Genomic DNA, 22431 nt, shown 5'->3' with positions numbered 1-22431 from the left:
CGATGAATCTGTCGCGTCCGTTTATCTCCCGCCCGGTCGCCACCACGCTGCTGGCGATCGGCATCGCGCTGGCCGGCATTTTCGCGTTCACCAAGCTGCCGGTCGCGCCGCTGCCGCAGGTCGATTTCCCGACCATTTCGGTGCAGGCCTCTCTGCCTGGCGCGAGTCCGGATACCGTGGCGACCAGTGTCGCCAGTCCGCTCGAACGGCATCTCGGTTCGATTGCCGACGTCACCGAAATGACCTCGTCGAGTTCGGTCGGCTCGACGCGCATCACCATGCAGTTCGGCCTGAATCGCGATATCGACGGCGCCGCGCGCGACGTGCAGGCCGCCATCAACGCGGCGCGCGCCGACTTGCCGGCGAGCTTGCGCAGCAATCCGACGTACCACAAGGTCAATCCGGCCGACGCGCCGATTCTGATTCTCGCGCTCACGTCGAAAACGCTCACGGCCGGCCAGTTGTACGACTCCGCGGCCACCGTGCTGCAACAGTCGCTGTCGCAGGTGGACGGCGTCGGCGAAGTGGACGTGAGCGGCTCGGCCAACCCGGCCGTGCGCGTCGAGCTGGAGCCGAATGCGCTCTCGCACTACGGCATCGGTCTCGAAGACGTGCGGGCGGCGCTCGCCGCGGCCAACGCGAACAGCCCGAAAGGCTCGATCGAATTCGGCCCGAACCGCGTGCAGATCTATACCAACGACCAGGCCAGCAAGGCGTCGCAATACAGGGATCTGGTCATCGCCTATCGCAACGGCGCGGCGGTGAAGCTCTCCGACGTGGCCGAGGTGGTCGATTCGGTCGAAGATCTGCGCAACCTCGGCCTCTTCAACGGCAAGCGTTCGGTGCTGGTGATCCTGTACCGCCAGCCGGGCGCGAATATCATCGACACTATCGACCGTGTCACGGCGATGCTGCCGCAACTGCACGCGTCGCTGCCTGCGGACGTCGACATCGCGCCGGCCGCCGACCGCTCCACCACGATCCGCGCCTCGCTGAAAGACACCGAGTTCACGCTGGTGGTCGCGGTCGCGCTGGTGGTGATGGTGGTGTTCCTGTTCCTGCGCAACTGGCGCGCCACGCTGATCCCCAGCGTGGCCGTGCCGATCTCCATCATCGGCACGTTCGGCGCGATGTACATGCTCGGTTTCTCGATCGACAACCTCTCGCTGATGGCCCTGACCATCGCGACCGGCTTCGTGGTCGACGACGCGATCGTGGTGCTGGAGAACATCTCGCGGCATATCGAGAATGGCGTACCGCGCATGAAAGCGGCTTTCCTCGGTGCACGTGAAGTCGGCTTCACCGTGCTGTCGATCAGCATTTCGCTGGTCGCCGTGTTCCTGCCGATTCTGCTGATGGGCGGGATTGTCGGCCGCCTGTTCCGCGAATTCGCGCTTACGCTCTCGCTCGCGATAGGCGTATCGCTGATCGTCTCCCTCACGCTCACGCCGATGATGTGCTCGCGCCTTCTGCGCGAGCCGCACGAGCAGAAAGAAGAAGGACGTTTCGGCCGCTGGCTGGAACGCGGCTTCGCGTCGATGCAGCGTGGTTACGAGCGCACGCTCGGCTGGGCGTTGCTGCATCCGCGCCTGATCGTGACGATCCTGCTGCTGACCATCGGCCTGAACGTGTGGCTGTATATCATCGTGCCGAAGGGTTTCTTTCCGCAGCAGGACACGGGCCGGCTGATCGGCGGCATTCAGGCCGATCAGTCCACCTCGTTCCAGTCCATGAAAGGCAAGTTCGCGCAGATGATGGAGATCGTCGGCAAGAATCCGGCGGTGGAAAGCGTGGCCGGCTTTACCGGCGGACGGCAGACCAATTCCGGCTTCATGTTCGTGACGCTGAAATCGAAGTCCGAGCGCAAGGCCTCTGCCGATCAGGTGATCCAGCAACTGCGCGAGCCGCTCGGCGACGTGGCCGGCGCGCGGACTTTCCTGCAGGCGGTGCAGGACATTCGCGTCGGCGGACGGCAATCGAACGCGCAGTACCAGTTCACGCTGCTGGCCGATTCGACGCCCGACCTGTACCTGTGGGGCCCGAAGCTCACCGAGGCGCTGCAGGCGCGCCCCGAACTCGCGGACGTGAATTCCGACCAGCAGCAAGGCGGCCTCGAAGCGATGGTGACGATCGACCGCGCCACCGCGGCGCGCCTTGGCATCAAGCCGGCGCAGATCGACAACACCTTGTATGACGCGTTCGGCCAGCGCCAGGTGTCGACGATCTATAACCCGTTGAACCAGTATCACGTTGTGATGGAAGTCGCGCCGAAGTACTGGCAGAGTCCCGACATGCTGAAGCAGATTTACATCAGCACGTCGGGCGGCAGCGCGAGCGGCGCGCAGACCACCAACGCTCCGGCAGGCACGGTGACGAAGGAGACCGGCGCCGCGACAACCACGTCCACGAGCGCGACGACGGGCGGCACGGCGGGCACGACCGCTTCGAGCGCGGCGAGCATTGCCGCCGACTCCGCGCGCAATCAGGCGATCAACTCGATTGCGGCGAGCGGCAAGTCGAGCGCGTCGTCGGGCGCGGCGGTCTCGACGGCGAAGGAAACGATGGTGCCGCTGTCGGCGATCGCGAGCTTCGGGCCGGGCAGCACGCCGCTTTCCGTGAACCACCAGAGCCAGTTCGTGGCCTCGACGATTTCGTTCAATTTACCGCCGGGCGTTTCGCTGTCGACGGCGACTCAGGCGATTTACGACACGATGGCGCAGATCGGCATGCCGGGGACTATCCACGGCAGTTTCCAGGGGACCGCGCAGGCGTTCCAGCAGTCGATGTCCGATCAGCCGATTCTGATTCTGGCTGCGCTGGCCGCCGTGTATATCGTGCTGGGGATGCTGTATGAAAGCTATATCCATCCGTTGACGATTTTGTCGACGCTGCCTTCGGCGGGCGTGGGCGCGTTGCTGGCATTGCTGCTGTTCAAGACGGAGTTCAGCATCATCGCGTTGATCGGGGTGATTCTGCTGATCGGCATCGTGAAGAAGAACGCGATCATGATGGTGGACTTTGCTATTGAAGCTTCGCGGCATGGTTTGTCCTCGCGGGATGCGATTCATCAGGCTTGTTTGCTGCGGTTCCGGCCGATCATGATGACGACGTTTGCTGCTTTGTTGGGGGCGTTGCCGTTGGCGTTTGGGCGCGGGGAAGGGGCTGAGCTTCGGGCGCCGCTTGGGATTGCTATTGTGGGTGGGTTGATTGTTAGTCAGATGCTCACGCTTTATACGACGCCGGTTGTGTATCTTTATATGGATCGGGTTCGGGTCAGGTGGGAGGGCCGGAAGGGTCGGCGGGCTGGGGCGGCTGCTAGTTGATGTTTGTTGTGGTGCGTGATTTTTTGTTGTTGGCCTTTCCTTGATTTGTTTGTGGTCTATTAGCGTTGCCCCTGTGCGGGGCGGCACTTACTTCTCTTTGCCGCCGCAAATACAAGCGTGATACGGCCCGCTCTCGAATGAGGCGACATGAGACACATAAAGTATTGATTTAAAAAGATTTATGTCCAGATTTTCGTATCAATCCGACCCATGTCGTTTCAACTCATCGCACGTTTGCATGGGGGTAAATTTGGGGGTAAAGTTGCGCAGATTTTGATTCCGGAACGAACAAGATGCGCAGCATCCACCGCCTCACAGCCGTCGCCGTCAGGACCATCACCAAGCCGGGCTATCACCCCGACGGCGCCGGCTTGCACCTGCAAGTCGCGCGTGGCGGCAGCCGGTCATGGATTTATCGATACCAGTTGCGCGGGCGATCCTGCGAGATGGGCCTGGGTGGGTATCCAACCGTCTCGCTGAGCGAGGCTCGCGAAAAGGCGGCCGAGGCGCGCCGTCTGAAGGCGGCAGGTATCGATCCATTGGGCCAGAAGCAGCACGCCCGCAAAACGGCGCAGCGCGCGCAGGAGCGCCGTCTTTCCTTCAGGGAGGCGGCGGCGAAATATATCGAACTGCGCGAAGCCGGCTGGAGCCCGACGAACGCGGAGCAGTGGCGCAGTACGATCCGGCTGTACGCCGATCAGCCGATAGGCCGTCTCGATGTTTCGGAGATCGAGACAGGCGATATCCTTCGCGTGCTTGAACCGATCTGGCTCACCAGAAATCCGACAGCCGTGCAGTTGCGAACCCGCCTCGAAGCGATCCTCGCGTGGGCCACCTCGGGTGGTCATCGCGCGGGGGAGAACCCTGCTCGCTGGGATAATCACCTGCAAAACCTGCTGCCGAAAGTGCTGGCAAAAGCGGGACACCGGGCTGCGCTGCCGTGGCAGGCGATGCCCGCCTTCATGAAGAAACTGCGTTCGAATAGCGGCCCGGTAGCAAAGGCGATGGCGTTCATTGTGCTGACCGGCGCGCGCAGCGCCGAGGCGACTGGCGCAACCTGGCGTGAGGTCGATCTCGCCGCGAAGGTGTGGAACATCCCTGAGACCAGGATGAAGGCCGGGCGCGCCCACTCGGTGCCATTGAGCGACGCCGCCTGTGACCTGCTGCGCCGGCTGCCGGGTTCGCACAGGCCCGACGACAGGCTCTTCGATAGTGTCAAGGGCAAGGAGATTACAGGCACCGTGTTGCGCGACCTGCTGCGGGACCTTGGATATGCGCGCGAGGAACTGACGGTTCATGGTGCGAGAAGCTCGTTACGGACCTGGCTGACCGAAAGTGCGGGCGCGTCAGAGCGGGTGGCTGAATCCGTGTTGGCTCACGACTCGCGCGGTGACGTGCAGAAGGCTTACGAACGCACGCGCCATTTTGAGGCGCGGATACCACTGATGCAGCAGTGGGCCGAATTCCTGGACGCACCCTTCGCACAGCCCGCAACGGTGCTGCCGCTGGAACAGGCGGCCTGAATGGGGACTTGAGCGGCTGTCGTTGTGCGGCGCAAGCCGTCGCGCGCGGTGGCACCCAGGTTCGCGGCAACCTGCTACGCTGTCGTTCTTAAGCGCCGTGGCGGAGTTGCCCTGTCCGCCTCGATGGCGCCCCTAACAGGGCAGCTGCGCGGGCCAGACGATGAGTTCCTTCAAGAAGTGGTATACGGTGGCGGAAGCCGCAGCACTCCTTCAGCGCATGTGCGAGGAGCCCATTACCGAGCGCGACGTGCTTGACCGTATCAACGCGGGCGAGCTGACTGCGTGGATTGACGCACGCGGTCGCTATGCCGTGCGGATAAATCCGGGATGCATCTATTTCACCGATCCATCGCAAAATCCATTCTTCCCGTTAATCGAAAAACCTTCGCCGGACCAGCTTGCGTTGCTCAAACGCGGCAGCGAAGTCTGGTTCGATGGCGACGAAACCGTGAGTGTGCTGACCGGGCGGCACCGATTCGCTAACGTTGATCGGAGCGATCTGGTGTCCGGGCCCGGTGCCGATACCCAGCACAGCTCGATCCATTTGCTCTATGGCCATCTCGTCTACGATGACGACGGAGAGACGATCCTCAAGCTGGTGCGGCGCCTCCCTAACAGCGACCCAGCGTCATTCGATGTAAGCAACTTCATCGCGGACATTGAGTTACCCGCACCGAGCGCTGATTTGCAGATTGCATCTGCGGATCTGTTTGCGCTAGTGGCATCGCCGCCAATGCCGGCCACGTCAGTGACGATCGGGGCTCGGGAGCGTGAGACGCTGCTCAAGCAGATTGGTGTGCTGGCGCTATTGCTTTCGGAAAAGGCCGGTATTTACAGGCGTGGCGGGAAACCGAACGCAAAGCAGATCGGTGACGCCGTTGCAAAAATCATGGAAGCACTTCCCGATGCGAACACACGCGGAATGAGTTCGACGAGCGTTCGTAACAGCATAAGCGCGGGCCTATCGCTGCTTGAACGTTGAGTGACATGCCAGTTGGCAACAACTTTTGCCAACTGGCAAAACGGCCATCTTTGCGAGTCTATATTCATATCGCCTTGTGCTATTTCACGTTAGCGCGGTGCGACTGGACCTAGGGTTTCCTGTATCGCGCCAGACCATACGGAGCGCGTACATCATGAAGCCACAAACTCTCCCGCCTGCTCTCACCTGCTTTGACGAGATGCCTGGCGCCGGCCTTGTCGGTGTCAGGGTGGTCGCCGCGTTGTTTGGTGTATCAGTCTCAACCGTCTGGCGGCGCGTCGAACTCGGCCTGTTGCCGCAGCCCCACAAGTTTGGAAGCTCGACGCGATGGAAAGTCGGCGAGATCCGGCAGGTCCTGGCGACCGGCTCAGGCGGGAGCACACCATGAAAGCGACCCGTCCGTCCGCCGGCGGCGCGGCATGAACGCCAGGGACGGAAGCGTCCGCCAGGTAGCGGGCTCTCAAGTAACGTCGGACGGGAGGTCGAACACAACAGGGGTCACGCATGGTCCGGACAAGCCGCGCATCTGGACGACGCAATCGCTGCGGAAGTACTTCGAAGAGTTGATTGGACGTGAACTCCAAAGCTGCCGCGCCTGTATGAGCGAAGCCAACTGGATCGAGCATCGCGACTGGATTGAGGAACATGCCCGCGTCTGTTTGCGAGAGGCCGTCGAGCGTCGTGCTGCGCGGGGTGAACTATGAATGCTGAACGCGACGTACCGGGTTCGGTTGATGCAGCGTGGTACGCGACCCAGATCGAGTGTAACGGCAACCGGCGCGAACAGCGTGAGGTTGCCCAGCGGCGTGCAGCGAAGGCAATCGCGAAAGCGAACGGGCAGATGCCAGATGCCAGCGGCAAGACCATCGAGATATGGGAGCCGGAAATCGTGATGACAGACACACTGCTTGCGGCGCCGCCCACGCGGCCGAAATTCGTGATCGATGGCCTGCTGCCCACTGGGCTTACCTATCTCGCTGGACGGCCAAAACAAGGCAAATCACTGCTCGCGTTGCAAATGACCGTCGCGGTGGCGAGTGGTCAGCCGTTGTGGGGCCGGGATGTGGATGCGGGCCGGTGCTGGTATATCGATGTGGAAAACGCGCGCTGGCGTGTGCATGACCGGCTTCAGCAGGCAGGCATTGACACAGCGCACGTGCCGAATCTCGCGTGGACTTTCGAGTGGCGACGCGGCAACCGCAACGCGCTGACGGCTGCTCTCGACCGGATGCCGGTGAAAATGCTCGTCACTGATACCTGGCCTAAATTCCGCCCGCCGCTCGACAAGAGGCAGGACCAGTACGAACAGGAGGGCGAAGAACTGGCGTGGCTCGCCCACGAAGCGAACGAGCGGGCAATGTCGATTGTCTGCGTCGGTCACACCACCAAGAGCGATCTCGGCGACGTGTATTCGCAGATCGGCGGCAGCACTGCGGTAGCCGGCGGTGCCGATGCGCTGTTCGTACTTCGCAAGGAAGCGGACGACCGGCGCGTGCTTCACACGACCGGTCGCGACATAGCGGACAGCCGGTTCATGCTGCGTCTCGGCGAAGATCTGCAATTCCGCTTCATATGTGATGCCGACGCGATGGTCACGGACGAGCAACTGGCTTATCTGCGGGCGATCGCGAACGGCGCCGGATTGCAGAACCAGGTAGCGCAGGCGCTCGGAGTTAGCTACGCGGCTGTGTCGAAGATGGTGCCACGTCTGCTGGAGGCTGGCCTGGTTCGCAGACCGGGAGGCATGCTGACGCTTACGGTAATGGGGCGGCAGATCGTCGATACCGCTGCCTAGCGGTAGTGGCGTAGCAGCAGTAGAAAGAAGGTTAAGTAGATCAATAGTGTTTATTTTTTTAAGTAGGTTACTTCGGTTAAACAGGTTAGCAATGCTTACCAGACCGTATGAGTTGTTGAGCTACTTAACCTATTTACCTTATTAACTTCGTCAACCAACTGGACACAAGGAGGCGAAATCATGGGACGCGGCCTGCACATCCAGTCAGTCAAACTTGTCGACGCGGCGGTCCGCGTGCTCGAAGAAATCAAGCCAACGACGGTGCGCAGCGTCTGTTACCAACTTTTCACACGCGGGCTTATCGAAAACATGGGCAGGAATGAAACCGGCAACGTGTCGCGCCTGCTCACGTGGGCGCGCGAGCACGGCCAGATTGAATGGAGCTGGATTGTTGACGAAACGCGTGAGGTCGAACAGGTCGCGCAATGGAGCGACGGCGCGCACTTCATTCAATCGCTGGTCGGTCAGTATCGCAAGGACTACTGGCAGGACCAGCCATATAACGTCGAACTGGTCAGTGAGAAGGGTACGGTACGCGGCGTACTGGCGGCGGTACTTGAAGAATTTGGTGTGCCGTTCCGGGTGATGCATGGCTTTGCCAGCGCAACCGCGACGAACGACATGGCCGGATCCATCAACCACCGTGAGAAGCCGACCGTGCTGCTCTATGTCGGCGACTGGGACCCGAGTGGAATGTTCATGAGCGAGGAAGACCTGCCAGACCGGCTGGAGCGCTACGGCGCCGATCCAGGCAGGTTCCAGTTATGCCGTATCGCGCTCACGCATGTCGACGTCTCTTCGGACGCGCTGCCGTACTTTCTGGCTGAGACCAAAAAAAGCGATGCGCGCTATCGATGGTTTATCCGCAAGTACGGTGAGAAGTGCTGGGAAGTTGACGCGATGAATTCGAACGATCTGCGCAGGCGCGTCCGGAACTCGATTGTCCAGCATCTTGATATCGACGCGTGGAATCACATGGTCGAAATCGAGCGCGTCGAGTCGGAGTCGATGCAGCGAATCATGGGTGACTGGAAACGGGCGCTAGGCAGGCCATCGTCGCCTTGACATTCTATTTTCCATCCGGTCTTTGAATAGAACCTGTGTGAGGACGTTTTTCCCGCTACATCAGGAGAACTATAGCCGGCAGGCGACTGGCAAACCATGGCACTGCCTGCGCCGATCGCCGACAACTTGAAGTGCTAAAAAAGGAGCAATCGTCATGACTGACACCCCGAATACGAGTGCGGACACGAACGCCCTCGCGAAAATAGTCGTTCCTTGCGAGTCATTCCAGCGACTTGACGCCCTACTTGAAAAAAAGCGGCGACTGGTCGCGCGGATCGAGTCGCTGCCGGCCGAGATCACGCACGCGCACGATACGGTGGCCGCCCTCCAGGCCGAGGCGACGGGCGCAGAGATTGAACTGGTCGGCGCCGAGGCGGAACCGGCGCCCATTGACTTCGAAAGGCATGAAGCAGCGTTGGCTGCGCTCGCGAAACAGGAAGTTGAAGCGGAACTGCTTGAACGCCGGTTGCGGGCGCGGCTCGACGCTCTGGAAGAACAGGCGGCGGTGATCGATGAAGAGATCTCCGTCGAAATCCGAATTGTGAGCACCGATGCCGCCGATATCGCTGGGAGAGTGCTGGATGCGCTCGCAGCTGAACTCGATGTAAGCCTCGTGCCAGTGCGAGCCGTCTACGCGAAAATTGTTGCGCTAACGGGTATTGTGCCGATCCGCTCCGTGCAGGATTTCATGATAAGCGCCCACCTGTCGGATCCGCGCCGAAGCTTGATGCGTTATTTTCCGCACTGCGGCGGTAGCGACGACGCGCCAAACCTGCTGCTGGTGACAACCGTACAGACCGAGGCGGCGAAGGCTGCGGTGCATGCGGCGATGGAACCCGTCGCGAAAGCGCTGCGGGCTACACGCTCGCATGTACGCTATGTTCGTCTGGACAAGCGCCCGCAGCCTTATCGGGTCAAGTCCGAGGTGATCACCGAAAGCGGTCCACGCAGCCGGCCCACTGGCGAAACCGTCATTCGCTGAGGCATCTGTGACGCCTGGCTATCAGCACCTCGCAATGCGCCTGCTCAACACGCCGCTCGCGATCGAGCCAGGCAGGTTCGCAGCCATCGCGGCGACCGCCTGTGCGACACCCCGCGTCGCGGTTATTGGTGGCAGGGTCGACGCGGACGTTGCGCAAGTCGGACCTCGACCGCCGTATGCGATGGTCACGGGCATTGCGGTCATTCAGGTGCGGGGGATGCTGTTAAGCAAGACCGGCACAGCGGCGCCGTGCCTGATGGCCGGCGCCGACATTGTGACGGGCTACGACGGTATCCGCGCGAGCCTGAGTCTCGCACTCGCCGATTCTGCCGTGCGGGCCATTGTGCTCGATATCGACAGTCCCGGCGGTGAGATAGCGGGCCTGCTGGACCTCGCCGATGCGATCTGCGCGGCGCGTCGGCGCAAGCCGCTACTCGCGGTCTGTAACGAGTGCGCCTTTAGCGCTGCATATTGCATCGCCTCCGCATGTGAACAGGTCACGGTACCGCGCACGGGCGGCACTGGTGGCGTCGGCGTGCTCGTCGCGCATGTGGACTTCTCGAAGGCGCTCACCGATGCAGGTATCGCGGTCACGCTGATTACTTCCGGCGAGCGCAAGGCTGACGGTAGCGAGTACCGGCCGCTCGCACGTGAGGCGTACCGGCGCATCAAAGCGGATATCGACGCCGTGGGCAAGATGCTTACGGCGACGGTGGCGCGCAATCGCGGCCTGTCTAACGCGCAGGTACGTAACATGGATGGCGGGACGTACCTTGGCGCGGCCAGCGTCCGTGCCGGACTGGCGGACGCCGTGATGCCGCCGGATGAAGCGCTTCTGGCTTTGCGACAGGAACTGGGAAAGCCGTCACTGGGAACAGTGCGCAACGTCGCACCCGCGCGCCCACCGTCCGAACGCAGGCGGTCGTGGGGACAGCTTGCGTATTGCGCAGAACTGAAGGCAGCGCTGTGGTAACAATGCGCGCCGCTCTGCGTCCACGGCGGCTACTTGACGCCCCAACGTATTGGCGCATCCGAGCGGCATATCGACGCCGCGTGTGCGGGCGGTATGACTATCTTCGCGCGCTAAAAACGTTCGCGAGCGGCGATTAGAAATTTCCGGAGAGCATCCTGCACTACGGTGATCGAGCGCAGGCTGTCGTGTCGGCTAACTTCAATCGCGTCTTTGGTGCGGAACTGGCGAAGGCTATGACGACGGCCCGGTGACAACCCGCTGTCGAGTCACGCGTACGGAAAGCTGGCGAACGGCTCGCCGTTATTTTGGAGTTGGTGCCAGTCGAACTCATACCTCTGCTCGTCGGGCCACGTTGGAAAGCCGATGCGAAAATACCCACCGATTGCAGTCTCCAATCCGTCCCGACTTTGGCCGACAGCAGAGAGAGTATTGTCGTTCGAAAAGTCTTCGGTATGAAACTGTGCGGATAGCAAAATGACAACTGCACAGACAGCATCGAGCATGTGTTCGAACGTCGCTTGTTCGAAGGCCGTCGCCCGATTGTGTTTGGTCGCGTTATAGGCTTGATACCAGGGTAGAAACCGATCCGTTGCATCCGCGTTTGCCCAGTTGCGAAACGGCTTTCTACGCGCGTCATTGCCGTGCCACGTAGGTACCGCAACCTCATAGCCCGACAGCATGTGGGAAACCTCTACTTTTGAGTAGACGCCCATGTTTGGAGATCGAGGCAGTACGAAGCCGTTCTCGGTGAGAATCGCCTTGCAGTTTGCCTCTACCTCAATGCATGAACGAAGAAGAAGTTCAGGAATGCGGTAGGAATGGCATCCGAGATTTCCGTCTGACGGCTCGACGTAATCGAATAGCGCCTGCAAGTCTTTCTGAATGATCTGGAATGCCCGAATGTAGTGCTCGGGCGCCTGCGCGTATGCCTCATGCACCACGTAACGGCCGTTGCCGTTGCCGGCATAACTCCCATCGGCAAGCTGACGGCATGTGCGCTTGTAAGGACGTGCGATAGCCATGGAACCTTTAAGGGTGAAGGTTAAGCGTCAGAGGTTGAACTCTATGGCATTCCAAAGGTACTTTCCAAGCCTTTTTAAATCGCGGGCAATTGCGCACCACGTCTTTCCTCTAGTTATGGATTTGCAAAAGCCTTTGCACTTTGCAGCGGCCTTTGCAAACCATCCGGCGTGGCGCTAGCTGTGAGGGACAGGACGCATTCATCGCGGACGCGCGGGTCTCAAGCAGAGCGACCTTATTAAAAGACAGAAGGTGATGCCGTTCGCACGAAGCTAGCGTCGCAAACCAGTCACAAAGATGGTCGTGAATACCGATCCAAATCGGAAGGGTTTGGCTTGGCAGGGTTCGCATCTCGAATGCACACACGGCGATAGACAGCTACAAACAGTACGTGTCGCTCGTCATCAACGACTCGATAGGTATCTATGAAGCACGCTTTCCCGTCGGTGAAGCGGCCTGTCCCGACCTTGTAGACCTCGTGCGCGAACTTCGGATTTGCGTTTGCTCTTGCACCGTGCCGGCGGAGCGCTATACTTGAGCGTCGCTGAAACAGCAGCGATGCGGGATTGGCGTCCCGGAAAGCAAAAGGCGGACAACCGCCGACTGGCGGTTTTTTTGCGTCCGCACACCTTGCGCCTCTTATGGTCGGGCCTTGGTGGGGGAGCGCTCGCGCTCGCCGGTTTCCTTTTGCGCCGGTACGCCAACCCTGCCTTGTGCCCGGCCACCCGATTGGCGTCGGAGCCGGGTCATGCAACCCGCAAAAGGAAGCCGCATCATGCATGCAATCCCCGCGCATTCCAGGCTGACGCAATTCGCCTTTCTTGAGTCCATCAATGCGCGCCGCGTCTCAGCACGCGCCTTAATTGAGCCTTGTAACAGCGCAACTGAGGTGCGTCATGGCTGAATTTCTGCACGCAGACCGGCAGCAAAACGATGCCGCATTCGATGCCGCCGTCATTCGCGTTGACCAGTTGCAGGCTCTGGCGGGACTCTTGAGCCTTGAAGAAGTCGCCGAGCAGTTCACTGGACTCGACACAGTTGGGCAGGTGTCGATTTTCGGTCTGTTCGAGAGTGCCTTGTCCGATGTTCGTATGGCCCGCTGCGCAAGCAGCGCACAACGGCTCAGCCGATGACGTGACACGCTAGATAAACCGCAACATTCACAGGCGACCGGCACAGACACTTCTGCGCGCCACATTGCTGACCGCTTTTCGTACCTTGCGTCGATAGCCTTTTTATGCCCGCCTTGCGCGGGCTTTTTTTCTTGCCTGTTCTGGCTATTCCATATCCGGCCAATGTTCGATAGGACAAATCCGATTTGACATGAAGCGTTGCTTCCAGCGCAAGACTGACCGTCAGTTCGAGCTTTCCGTTTCATCTGGCGCTAGTTTACCCGGCGATACAAATTAGCATAACGAACAGGCCAGATGAACAGGAATAATTACCGGCTCGTATTCAGCCGGCTGAGAAACATGCTTGTCGCCGTCGAGGAAACCGCCACGGCGACAGCAAAAGAAAACGGGCAGACCAAGGTTTTCAGCCACGGCAATCCAGCGGGTCATACCGCGCTATTCACCTTGCGGCAGATTGCGTTTGCCGCCCTCGCGCTACTCGGTGCGCTGCCGTCGTGGACGGCCGCGCAGATCGTACCGGGCGGCGCGCACGCCCCGTCCGTCATCCAGGCGCCGAACGGCGTGGGTCAGGTGAATATCAACCGTCCGTCTGGTGCGGGCGTGTCGGTCAACACCTACAACCAGTTCGACGTACAGCAGCGCGGCGCCATCCTGAACAACTCGCCGACGATGGTTCAGTCGCAACTCGGCGGCATGATTAACGGCAATCCGAATTTCGCGCCGGGACAGGCCGCGAAGATCATCGTCAACCAGGTCAATAGCGCGAGCGCGTCACAGTTCAACGGCGCGCTCGAAGTCGCGGGCCAACGCGCAAACGTGATTCTGGCAAATCCGTCAGGGATTTCCGTCAACGGTGGGACATTCATCAACACGAGCCGCGCGACGCTGACAACCGGCATTCCGAATTATGCAGCGGACGGCTCCGTGTCTGGCTTTAATGTCACGGGCGGCAACATCGCGATCAGCGGCGCCGGTCTGAACGCGTCGAACGTCGATCAGGTTGATTTGCTGTCTCGCGCCGTGCAGGCCAATGCGGCGGTCTACGCGAAGACCAGTCTGAACGTGGTGACCGGCGCAAACAGCGTCGATTACAACACGCTCAGTGGAACAGCGGCTACCAGTACACGACCTATACCGGTGTAGCGGTCGCGAACCTGATTGCAGGCATCAGCCCGCAAGGACAGATCATCGCCGGAGGCAATCTCGATGCCTCGTCGGTCGGTCTGTTCCAGAATTACTGGAGCGCGGTCGCGGCGGTCGGCAGCATCGCAGCGCCCGTCTCGCTCGACCAGAATAGCTGGCAGGGTCAGACGGCGCCTGGTGTGCAGGTCACGTATTCAGGCTACTACCACTACACGAACTACGACCACAGCATTGCGGACTGGACATTGCCGTTTGGCGATGCGCCGTTCACGGGCTCCACTCCGGGCGGCTACACGCAGGCAGCACCCGCCGATATCCGCAACTACGCGCTGCCGTCCCATGAGTCGAGCTTTGTCGCGGGCGGCACGCTCTCGGGCAACGGCATCAGCATCGACAACACGGCGGGCAACGCCGGCATTCCTTCGCTCGGTCTCGCACCGGGTCAGGCCATGTCTGGCGTCAATATCAACGGAGTGAGCGGTAACGCGAGCGGCGGGAAATCTGGCGCGGCGTCGGTGAATGGCGGCAGCAGCATGGTCAATCCGGCGATTGCGAGCGCCACGGCGCAGAACGTACTGCAAAACCTCTCGATTCCGCAAGGCGGACTGTTCAGCCCCGCGACCGCACCGGGCGTCACTTACCTGATCGAAACGAACCCGGCATTCACGAACCAGAAGACGTTCATTTCGAGCGACTACTACCTGCAACAGCTTGGCCTGAATCCGCAGACGACCGAAAAGCGCCTGGGCGATGGCTTCTACGAGCAGCAGCTTGTACGCAACCAGATTACGTCGCTGACCGGCAAGGCGGTACTCGGTCCCTATACCGATCTTCAGGGAATGTATCAGTCGCTGCTGGAGGCGGGCGCGTCGCTGTCGAAGTCGCTCGATCTGCCGCTCGGCATGAGTCTGTCGGCTGAACAGGTGGCGGCACTTACGGGCAACGTCATCATCATGCAGACGGAAGTCGTGGATGGTCAGTCCGTGCTGGTGCCGGTCGTCTATCTCGCGAAGGCCAGCCAGCAGAACATGAACGGGCCGCTGATTGCGGCGACCGACATCGACATCCGGAACGCGCAGACGTTCACGAATAGCGGCACGATACAGGCAGGCAATGCGCTGTCGATCCAGGGCAACCAGATCAGTAACGCATTCGGCACGCTGCAAAGCGGCGGGCTTATGTCGCTGACGACCAAGGGTAACGTCGACCTGACTTCGGCCACCGTGAACGCCGGCAGTCTCGCGCTGAACGCAGGCGGCGACCTGCTGCTGAATACGGCGGTCAAAACTGTCGACCAGGTCAGCGCGACCGGTGCGACGCGCACCACGACCACGCTTGGCCCCATTGCGAACCTGAACGTGGCGGGCAATGCGGTCATTGTGACGGGCGGCAACGTTGACCAGAACGCGGGCAATCTGAACGTCGGCGGCAATCTCGGTATGGCCGTGGGCGGCAACTACGATATCGGCTCGGTACAGACCGGCGAACACAAGATCGTCGAGCGTGCGAACGGCGTGTCGAACACCGACATCAACCAGACGACCGGCAGTTCCATCAAGGTCGGTGGCATTTCGCAGATTGGCGTCGGCGGCGACCTGACGGCGACCGGCGCGAATATCAATCTTGGCGGCGGTGGCGTCGTTGCGGCGAACGGCAACGTGACCTTGCAGGCCGCCAAGGCGACCTCAACGACGGATAGCAACAGTTCAGGCAGCGACAGCCACGGCAGCTATTCGGAATCGCTGCACCGCTCGGACGACACGCTTACCGCAACCACGCTCAACGCGGGCAATTCGCTGACCGTGGCATCGGGCAAGGATATCAACGTCACAGGCAGCGCGGTCACGCTCGACAAGGGAACCGCGACCCTTGCAGCGGCGGGCAACGTCAACATCGGCGCGGCAACGGAAACGCACGTCGAGAATACGCAGGAGCAGCACAAGCACAGTAATGTCGTGAGCGGCAAGGAAGTGGCGAGTTCGAGCAACACCAGCGCCACGCTCTCACAAGGCAGCATGGTTTCCGCAGACGCGGTGACAATCGCGAGCGGCAACGACATCAACGTGAAAGGCAGCACGATTGTCGGGACAAACGACGTGACGCTCAATGCTGCGCATGACGTGAGCATCACGACGACGCAGGACACCATGCAGTCGTCCAGCAGCTATCAGGAAACGCGTACGGGCCTGGGAACGAGCGGCCTGAACGTGACGATTGGCACCAACAAACTCGCGACGACCAGTGAGGCATCGAGCGTCAAGAACAACGCGAGCACGGTCGGGTCGATCAACGGCGACCTGTCAATCAATGCGGGCAACACCCTGCACGTCACAGGCAGCGACCTCGTCGCGGGCGGGAATCTCGCGGGTACGGCGGCGAACGTCATCATCGACGCGGCAACCGATACCTCGCACCAGGCGCAGACGCAGAAGACCAGCAGCAGCGGCCTCACGATAGGCCTGGCGGGTTCGGTCGGCGACGCGATCAATAACGCGTATTCGGAAAGTCAGGCGGCGAAGAATTCGACCAGTACGGGCAACGACCGTGCGGCGGCGCTGCACAGTATCGCCGCAGCGGGCGATATCGGTCTGGCGGGCTTAACCAAAGCCGGTATGACACCGGACGGTAAGCCCGACATCGGCATCAAGGTCAGCATTGGATCAAGCAGGAGCGAAAGCCAGTCGTCCGAAGACCAGACGACGCACCGCGGCTCCAATGTGCAGGCAGGCGGCACAGCCGGACTCGTGGCGACGAACGGCGACCTGACTATCGCCGGATCGAACGTGAACGCGAACGATGTCATTCTCGCAGCGAAGAATAAGGTGAACGTCATCAACACGACCGACACCGATTCGACGCGTAGCTCGAACAGTTCCAGCAGCGCGAGTGTCGGCGTGCAGTACACATTGGGCGGCGGCTTCGGCGTCTCTGCTGCGATGGCGAACGCGCATGGCGATGCGAACAGCGACGCGTCAATCCAGAATGCTTCGCATGTGAACGGCGCGAACAGCGTCAGGGTGATATCGGTCGGCGATACGAATATCATCGGCTCGCAGATCAACGGCAAGCAGATCGCGGCCGACGTGGGCGGCAACCTGAACATCACGAGCGTTCAGGACGTGACGAACAGCGCCGCGCACCAGAGCAGCGTGAGCGGCGGTTTCACCATCAGCCAGGGCGGCGGCAGCGCGAGTTTCAGCGCGCAGAACGGCCATGCCGATTCGCACTATGCGGGCGTGAACGAACAGGCCGGTATCAATGCGGGCGATGGCGGATTCAACGTCAACGTCAAGGGCAATACGGGCCTGACGGGCGGCGTGATATCTAGCGCGGCGGATGCTTCGAAGAACAGCCTGACGACCGGCACGCTCACGTATAGCGATATCCAGAACCAGTCGCACTACAGCGCTAACAGCAACGGCGTCAGCGCGGGCGTGGGCTTCGGTGGCAGCACTGGCAAGCCGCCGAGATTCGCGCGCAGTTTGACCGCGAGAAAGCGATGCTTGGTCAAACCGGTGCGAAAGTGCCACAGGGCGCTGAAGCGCAGTCGGCAACCGTGCCTGCTAATGGACTCATCGCAGGAGCGTCGGCGATAAATGGTAAGGTCATAGTCGACAGCAAGATTGGAAGCCAACTGCCTGGTCGCGGTTGGACAGCTAACGATATCAAAGCGGTGGTCGATGCCGGTCCTGTAGGGACAACCACTGACAATCGGTCTGCGGCGAAAACTCCTGACGGACTGCCTCGGAGCGATACAGCATCCGTTTACGGATCGCCGACTGGCTATGTCGTTGTAAACGACAGGACTGGCGAGGTAGTACAGGTTAGCGGGAAAAACGATCCAGACTGGATTCCGGATAGTCGTATTAAATGGAAGTAAACATTATGGAAATCAATCGTCAAAAGCGGTATGAAGCAGCAAAAGATTTTTTTGAGCTCTGTGGCAGCGTAGTAATGCGACTAAGCACTGATGCCGCTATTGCGGTATGTAGAGAAGCTGCCAAAAGAGGACTTGCTATTTCACGTATCGAAGGTGGGATATGGCACCACCCCGGCTTTGAAGCGCGGGTTGATTGCATCTGGGACAGTTCGACGATATCGACTAACATGCAAGCCGCTCACGAAAACAATCTTGCTGCCATTGAATTCATCATCTCCGAACAGCCGGAGCACGACACCTTCATCATCACTGCCTCTTCCGTCGAAAATACGGAATGAACACATCTAGCAGGCTTGATATTGAAGCGCCGGACCTCGCAGAGAAGGCGATGGTTCTTTCCGAGAACGACCGAGTTGCGTTTGCGCGTGTCATCGCTGCACTGGCGTGCAAACGATAAGATGACTATCGAAAACTGGAAGTACGACGATTTCGTCAAAGCAAATAACGGGCAGTTCTCCGCTCTGGATTTCATACATGCTGTCACCGCAAAGGTCGCTCTGCCACCGGACTTTGCACTCTGTATGGCGCGTTTGTTTGCTCCGACAATGACTATGTTCGACAACGTAATAGTCGTTGCTGAATGGTTTGACGAAGCGAGATATCGGAAGTATCGAAGAAGTGGAATGAAACCGGAACAAGCGCAAGCGTGGGTAAATATGGTTGAACTGACCGACATTTTTCAGGGAATTTCATTCGGTCAGGCTCAGCAGTTCGCTGCAATCATCACGGAACTATGGAACGGAAAACTTAGCCAGAATTTTCCCAACTCTGCGGCCAAGGCGAGTGCCTTTTTTGAGGAAGATTCAGGTGAAGTATTCGTCACTATTGGAAGCTTTTGCGAGGCATCGGCAGATGGCAAGGCCTGAGTTTCGGTAGACGTAGTGCGGGCGGCCATGTGCCGCCCGCCAACTCCGCACACTACAAAGTTAAAAAATTTCTGGGTGCGATCCTTTTTTTGCGCCCTGCCACAACGATCACAGTATGAAAATCATAAAGAGCCTGGCGGCGCTGCCGCTCACGGCTATGGTCGCGCTCGCGTTTAATGTGCAGGGGCAAAGCCTCGGCGGTATCGAAACCGAACAGAACCAGCAGCAGCGGCGCGACGCACAGCAGCGCGAAGCGGCAGTACAGGCGCCGGCCGTGCGCTCGACCTTGCAGAAGGTCGAAGCCTTTCCGGCGCTTCCGGCTGAAACGCCGTGCTTTCGCATCGACCGGTTCGCGCTCGACGTGCCCGGCACACTGTCAGCCGCGGCGCACACGAAAGGCGCGTCCGCACTGCCGCTCGATCCGTTCGCATTTGCACGCGAGTGGCTTGACCACTACAAAGGGCAGTGTATAGGCAAGGCAGGTATCGACGCGCTCACAAAGGGATTGCAGCAAGCGGTTCTTGGCCGTGGTTATGTAACCACGCGTGTACTCGTGCCGCAGCAGGACTTGACGGCGGGCACGTTGTCGTTTGCGCTCGTGCCGGGTCTGGTTCGGCAGGTCCGGTTGGCCGATCCTTCCATGTGGGGAACGTGGAAAAACGCGTTTCCGGTCAGCGGCGGTGACCTGCTGAACATGCGCGATCTGGAGCAAGGTCTGGAGCAGATGAAGCGCGTTGCAAGTCAGGACGTGGACATGAAGATCGAACCGACCGACATCCCCGGCGAAAGCGATGTCGTCGTGACAGTGAGGCGCGCGAAGCCCTGGACGTTCGTCGCTTCGGTCGATAACTCGGGCACGTCGTCGGCGGGCAAGTGGCAAGGCAATGTCAGCCTTGGCATTGATAACCCGCTTGGGCTCAATGACGTGTTCACGGTCGGCGCGAATCAGGATCTGTCGTTCGGCAACAAGGCACTCGGCTCGCACGGATTCAATGGTTCGTATTCCATTCCGTTCGGCTACTGGACGGCGACCCTGTCAGGCAACACCAACACGTACTATCAGAACATCGCCGTCGTGAACGATACTGTCGTATCGAGCGGCAATTCACAGACGGCCGCGCTGCGCATCGCACGCGTTCTCTCGCGTGGCCAGAACGACGTGCTGGGCGGATATGCGCAGCTATCGAAGCGTTTCGGCGACAGCTTCATGGACGATGCGAGCATTCGGACACAGGCGCGCAACAACACGTTTCTGGAACTCGGCGCGACCGACCGGCATTACTTCGGCGCGGCGCAGTTCGACGGCACGCTTGCATACCGTCAGGGCATCGGCGGACTCGGCGCGACGCCCAACCCGTACCCGGACGGCCCGACGTACCGCTTTCACATGGCCGTGCTCGACGCGAACCTGTCGGTGCCGTTCGCCGTCGCAACACAGAATTTCCGCTACGTGACGACGGTTCACGGCCAGTTCACCAACGACACGCTGTTCTATCTGGACGACCTGACCATCGGCAGTCGCTACACGGTGCGAGGCTTCGACGGCGAAACGATGCTCGCAGCAGAGAAAGGCTTCTACTGGCGCAACGAACTGCAGTGGCCGGTCTTCCAGACGGGTCAGACGTTGTATGCGGGGATCGACTACGGGCGCGTGTTCGGGCCGAACACGGCATTTCTGGCGGGGACGCAACTGGCGGGCGCGGTGATCGGCATTCGCGGTGGTGTGCCCGCAAAGATTGCAGGCCTGTCCTACGACCTGTTCGCCGGAACACCGATCTACAAGCCGTCAGGCTTTCCGACCGCACGCGCAACGGTCGGCTTTCAAATGACCGCGCAGTTCTAGGCGAAAGCGCCGGACAGCTCGTAACTTTGCGTCAATGCGTCAAAAATTGTATTGGGGGTAGGATTGAGGGTAGCGAATTGCATTAATCGCTGAAAGCGCCTATCCATAAGGGTTGTACGGAGATAATTGCTTTGCCGGCCGCAAAGAGAAGTAAGCAAGAGAAAGCGGCTCACACCGCTAATTCTTAAGCGGGTCCCCCGCACAGCCACGGTAGTGGTGCATCTGGAATCAGTGTTTTCGCGCACTCCGCGCCAGTGACCAAGGGCTCATCAGCTCCCGCTCCGCACTGCGTGCGTCGCGGACGGGTATGCCTGGGAAACCTAAGGTTTTGGTGAGCGCAGCACGTCAAACAGCGGCAGCAAAAGCGTCGTGGGCACTGTCAATTTGAATGTACGGGGGGCGTTATGAACGGCGCTTCGGCGCGCGGAGCGCCGCCGGAAGAATGACTGCTGTGTCACTCACGCCGAATGTGCGAGAGCACTGGGACCTATCCTTAATTTCGTGGGCGGGGCATATCATGAGGGATCAAGGTCATGGATATGCCGATGAAAAAGAAACGCACCGTCGCGTCTCAGGCAGCGGCCCGCGGGCCGCTGCCTGAACTGCCTGAAGCGCTGCTGGATGAACTGGTGAAGGGTCCGATGACGCCCGCCGAGGTTCAGGACCTGATGCTGGCGTTCAACAAGGCGCTCATCGAACGCGCGATGGGCGCCGAAATGAACATGCATCTGGGCTACCGGCCCGGCCAGCCCAAGCCTGCGGAGCAGACCAATGAACGCAACGGCGCCAGCGGCAAGACACTCATCACCGAGCGTGGCCCGGTGCGGGTCGATCTGCCGCGCGACCGTGAAGGCAGCTTCGAGCCGATCCTGATTCCCAAACACGAGCGCCGTTTCACGGGCTTTGACGAACGCATCATTGCCATGTACGCGCGCGGCATGAGCGTGCGCGAGATCCAGGCGTTTCTGGCCGAGAGCTATGGCACCGAGGTCTCACCCGACTTCATCAGCTCGGTCACCGATGAGGTGATGGCCGAAACGCTTGCCTGGCAAAGCCGTCCGCTTGAGCCGATGTACCCGGTGGTGTTCTTCGACGCGCTGCGCGTGAAGATCCGTGGCGACGGTGTGGTGAGCAACAAGGCGGTGTATCTGGCGCTGGGCATTCAGGCCGACGGCCAGCGCGACGTGCTCGGCCTGTGGATCGAGCAGACCGAAGGTGCGAAGTTCTGGCTGAAGGTGTTCAATGAACTGAAAACCCGGGGCTGCCAGGACATCCTGATCGCGGTGGTCGACGGCCTGAAGGGGCTGGCCGAGGCGATCGGCACGGCGTACCCGCGCACGGCCGTGCAGACCTGCATCGTGCACCTGATCCGCAACAGCCTGGAATACGCCAGCTACAAGGACCGCAAAAGCGTCGCCGCAGCGCTGCGCCCGGTCTATGCCGCCGCGAACGAACAGGCCGCGCAGCAGGCCCTGGAGGCCTTTGCCGAAGGGCCATGGGGTGCGAAGTATCCGACCATCGTGCAGTCGTGGCGACGGGCGTGGGAGAACGTCACACCGTTCTTCGTGTTTCCGCCCGACATACGCCGTGTCGTCTACACCACGAATGCCATTGAGAGTCTGAACATGCAACTACGCAAGATCATCAAGACCCGCGGCCACTTCCCCAACGACGAGGCCGCCATCAAGCTACTGTGGCTGGCATTGCGCAACGTGCTGACGAAGTCTGTACGGGCGGCATTCGACTGGTCCTCCGCCATGAACCAGTTCGCTATTCTGTTTGGCGAGCGTTTTACCAACGCACGCGGGTAACTCCGCTAACCGCCTCGCACACAAAAATGCGG

General features: G+C 60.3%; 15 protein-coding genes and 2 pseudogenes. 16 read left to right on the top strand and 1 reads right to left on the bottom strand.

Annotation, left to right across the window (positions count from 1 at the left end; translation table 11 throughout):
- Positions 1-2: 2 nt before the first annotated feature.
- The 8 genes from B0G81_RS32465 (at position 3) to B0G81_RS32430 (ending at position 10643) form a co-directional block, all read left to right on the top strand.
- On the top strand, positions 3-3323 hold the full coding sequence (locus B0G81_RS32465) for an efflux RND transporter permease subunit (RefSeq protein ID WP_106284521.1): 3321 nt from the start codon (positions 3-5) through the stop codon (positions 3321-3323).
- Positions 3324-3616: 293 nt separating this feature from the next.
- Positions 3617-4846: a site-specific integrase gene (locus B0G81_RS32460; protein WP_121308411.1), complete on the top strand. Its 1230-nt coding sequence runs from the start codon at positions 3617-3619 to the stop codon at positions 4844-4846.
- Positions 4847-5006: 160 nt separating this feature from the next.
- Positions 5007-5828, top strand: a complete 822-nt coding sequence (locus B0G81_RS32455; RefSeq protein WP_134141062.1) for a hypothetical protein — start codon at positions 5007-5009, stop codon at positions 5826-5828.
- A gap of 419 nt (positions 5829-6247) precedes the next feature.
- Entirely contained in the window at positions 6248-6532 is a 285-nt protein-coding gene (locus tag B0G81_RS43900; RefSeq protein ID WP_121308408.1) for a hypothetical protein, read from the top strand.
- Positions 6529-7623 carry an AAA family ATPase gene (locus tag B0G81_RS32445; protein ID WP_134141060.1) on the top strand — a complete coding sequence of 365 codons (1095 nt, stop codon included), beginning with the start codon at positions 6529-6531 and terminating at the stop codon, positions 7621-7623. Before B0G81_RS43900 ends, B0G81_RS32445 begins: the two co-directional genes overlap by 4 nt.
- 180 nt (positions 7624-7803) lie before the next feature.
- Positions 7804-8688: a hypothetical protein gene (locus B0G81_RS32440; RefSeq protein ID WP_134141058.1), complete on the top strand. Its 885-nt coding sequence runs from the start codon at positions 7804-7806 to the stop codon at positions 8686-8688.
- 154 nt (positions 8689-8842) lie between these two features.
- Positions 8843-9670 carry a hypothetical protein gene (locus B0G81_RS32435; RefSeq protein ID WP_134141056.1) on the top strand — a complete coding sequence of 276 codons (828 nt, stop codon included), beginning with the start codon at positions 8843-8845 and terminating at the stop codon, positions 9668-9670.
- A 34-nt stretch (positions 9671-9704) separates the two neighbouring features.
- A complete protein-coding gene (locus B0G81_RS32430; RefSeq protein WP_134141054.1) occupies positions 9705-10643 on the top strand; it encodes a S49 family peptidase in 939 nt (312 codons plus the stop codon).
- 266 nt (positions 10644-10909) lie between these two features.
- Here B0G81_RS32430 and B0G81_RS32425 read toward each other — a convergent pair whose 3' ends face one another.
- Positions 10910-11665, bottom strand: coding sequence for a hypothetical protein (locus B0G81_RS32425; protein ID WP_134141053.1), 756 nt, complete (start codon positions 11663-11665; stop codon positions 10910-10912).
- 894 nt (positions 11666-12559) lie between these two features.
- On the opposite strand from B0G81_RS32425, the gene B0G81_RS32420 reads away from it, so the two are divergent.
- The 8 genes and pseudogenes from B0G81_RS32420 (at position 12560) to B0G81_RS32385 (ending at position 22399) form a co-directional block, all read left to right on the top strand.
- On the top strand, positions 12560-12796 hold the full coding sequence (locus tag B0G81_RS32420; RefSeq protein ID WP_134141051.1) for a hypothetical protein: 237 nt from the start codon (positions 12560-12562) through the stop codon (positions 12794-12796).
- A gap of 294 nt (positions 12797-13090) precedes the next feature.
- Positions 13091-13192: pseudogene (locus tag B0G81_RS45450) on the top strand (ESPR-type extended signal peptide-containing protein); the annotation flags it as partial.
- Between the two features lie 141 nt (positions 13193-13333).
- Positions 13334-17373, top strand: a pseudogene (locus tag B0G81_RS32410) (hemagglutinin repeat-containing protein); the annotation flags it as partial.
- A gap of 65 nt (positions 17374-17438) precedes the next feature.
- The gene (locus tag B0G81_RS32405) at positions 17439-17819 is read left to right on the top strand and encodes a colicin E5-related ribonuclease (protein ID WP_243856671.1); all 381 of its coding nucleotides are present in this window, start codon (positions 17439-17441) and stop codon (positions 17817-17819) included.
- On the top strand, positions 17810-18157 hold the full coding sequence (locus tag B0G81_RS32400) for a colicin immunity protein (protein ID WP_243856670.1): 348 nt from the start codon (positions 17810-17812) through the stop codon (positions 18155-18157). Before B0G81_RS32405 ends, B0G81_RS32400 begins: the two co-directional genes overlap by 10 nt.
- Positions 18158-18277: 120 nt before the next feature.
- Positions 18278-18745, top strand: coding sequence for a hypothetical protein (locus tag B0G81_RS32395; protein WP_134141045.1), 468 nt, complete (start codon positions 18278-18280; stop codon positions 18743-18745).
- 115 nt (positions 18746-18860) lie between these two features.
- Positions 18861-20588 (top strand): ShlB/FhaC/HecB family hemolysin secretion/activation protein, encoded by a 1728-nt coding sequence (locus B0G81_RS32390; protein WP_134141043.1) that lies wholly within the window; start codon positions 18861-18863, stop codon positions 20586-20588.
- Between the two features lie 545 nt (positions 20589-21133).
- On the top strand, positions 21134-22399 hold the full coding sequence (locus B0G81_RS32385) for an IS256 family transposase (protein ID WP_134141041.1): 1266 nt from the start codon (positions 21134-21136) through the stop codon (positions 22397-22399).
- The last annotated feature ends 32 nt before the right edge of the window (positions 22400-22431 follow it).

The organism is Paraburkholderia sp. BL6665CI2N2 (assembly GCF_004366535.1).
Taxonomy (GTDB): domain Bacteria; phylum Pseudomonadota; class Gammaproteobacteria; order Burkholderiales; family Burkholderiaceae; genus Paraburkholderia.
Note: the sequence above shows the minus strand (reverse complement) of the source record. Positions and strands in the feature narration are given on the sequence as shown.

Bases quoted from the DNA above. Each gene is read 5' to 3' on its own strand.
- B0G81_RS32390 (WP_134141043.1), top strand. From the start codon at position 18,861: ATGAAAATCATAAAGAGCCTGGCGGCGCTGCCGCTCACGGCTATGGTC.
- B0G81_RS32400 (WP_243856670.1), top strand. From the start codon at position 17,810: ATGGAAGTAAACATTATGGAAATCAATCGTCAAAAGCGGTATGAAGCA.
- B0G81_RS32460 (WP_121308411.1), top strand. From the start codon at position 3,617: ATGCGCAGCATCCACCGCCTCACAGCCGTCGCCGTCAGGACCATCACC.
- B0G81_RS32440 (WP_134141058.1), top strand. From the start codon at position 7,804: ATGGGACGCGGCCTGCACATCCAGTCAGTCAAACTTGTCGACGCGGCG.
- B0G81_RS43900 (WP_121308408.1), top strand. From the start codon at position 6,248: ATGAACGCCAGGGACGGAAGCGTCCGCCAGGTAGCGGGCTCTCAAGTA.
- B0G81_RS32435 (WP_134141056.1), top strand. From the start codon at position 8,843: ATGACTGACACCCCGAATACGAGTGCGGACACGAACGCCCTCGCGAAA.
- B0G81_RS32455 (WP_134141062.1), top strand. From the start codon at position 5,007: ATGAGTTCCTTCAAGAAGTGGTATACGGTGGCGGAAGCCGCAGCACTC.
- B0G81_RS32430 (WP_134141054.1), top strand. From the start codon at position 9,705: ATGCGCCTGCTCAACACGCCGCTCGCGATCGAGCCAGGCAGGTTCGCA.
- B0G81_RS32395 (WP_134141045.1), top strand. From the start codon at position 18,278: ATGACTATCGAAAACTGGAAGTACGACGATTTCGTCAAAGCAAATAAC.
- B0G81_RS32445 (WP_134141060.1), top strand. From the start codon at position 6,529: ATGAATGCTGAACGCGACGTACCGGGTTCGGTTGATGCAGCGTGGTAC.
- B0G81_RS32425 (WP_134141053.1), bottom strand. From the start codon at position 11,665: ATGGCTATCGCACGTCCTTACAAGCGCACATGCCGTCAGCTTGCCGAT.
- B0G81_RS32405 (WP_243856671.1), top strand. From the start codon at position 17,439: ATGCTTGGTCAAACCGGTGCGAAAGTGCCACAGGGCGCTGAAGCGCAG.
- B0G81_RS32385 (WP_134141041.1), top strand. From the start codon at position 21,134: ATGAAAAAGAAACGCACCGTCGCGTCTCAGGCAGCGGCCCGCGGGCCG.
- B0G81_RS32420 (WP_134141051.1), top strand. From the start codon at position 12,560: ATGGCTGAATTTCTGCACGCAGACCGGCAGCAAAACGATGCCGCATTC.
- B0G81_RS32465 (WP_106284521.1), top strand. From the start codon at position 3: ATGAATCTGTCGCGTCCGTTTATCTCCCGCCCGGTCGCCACCACGCTG.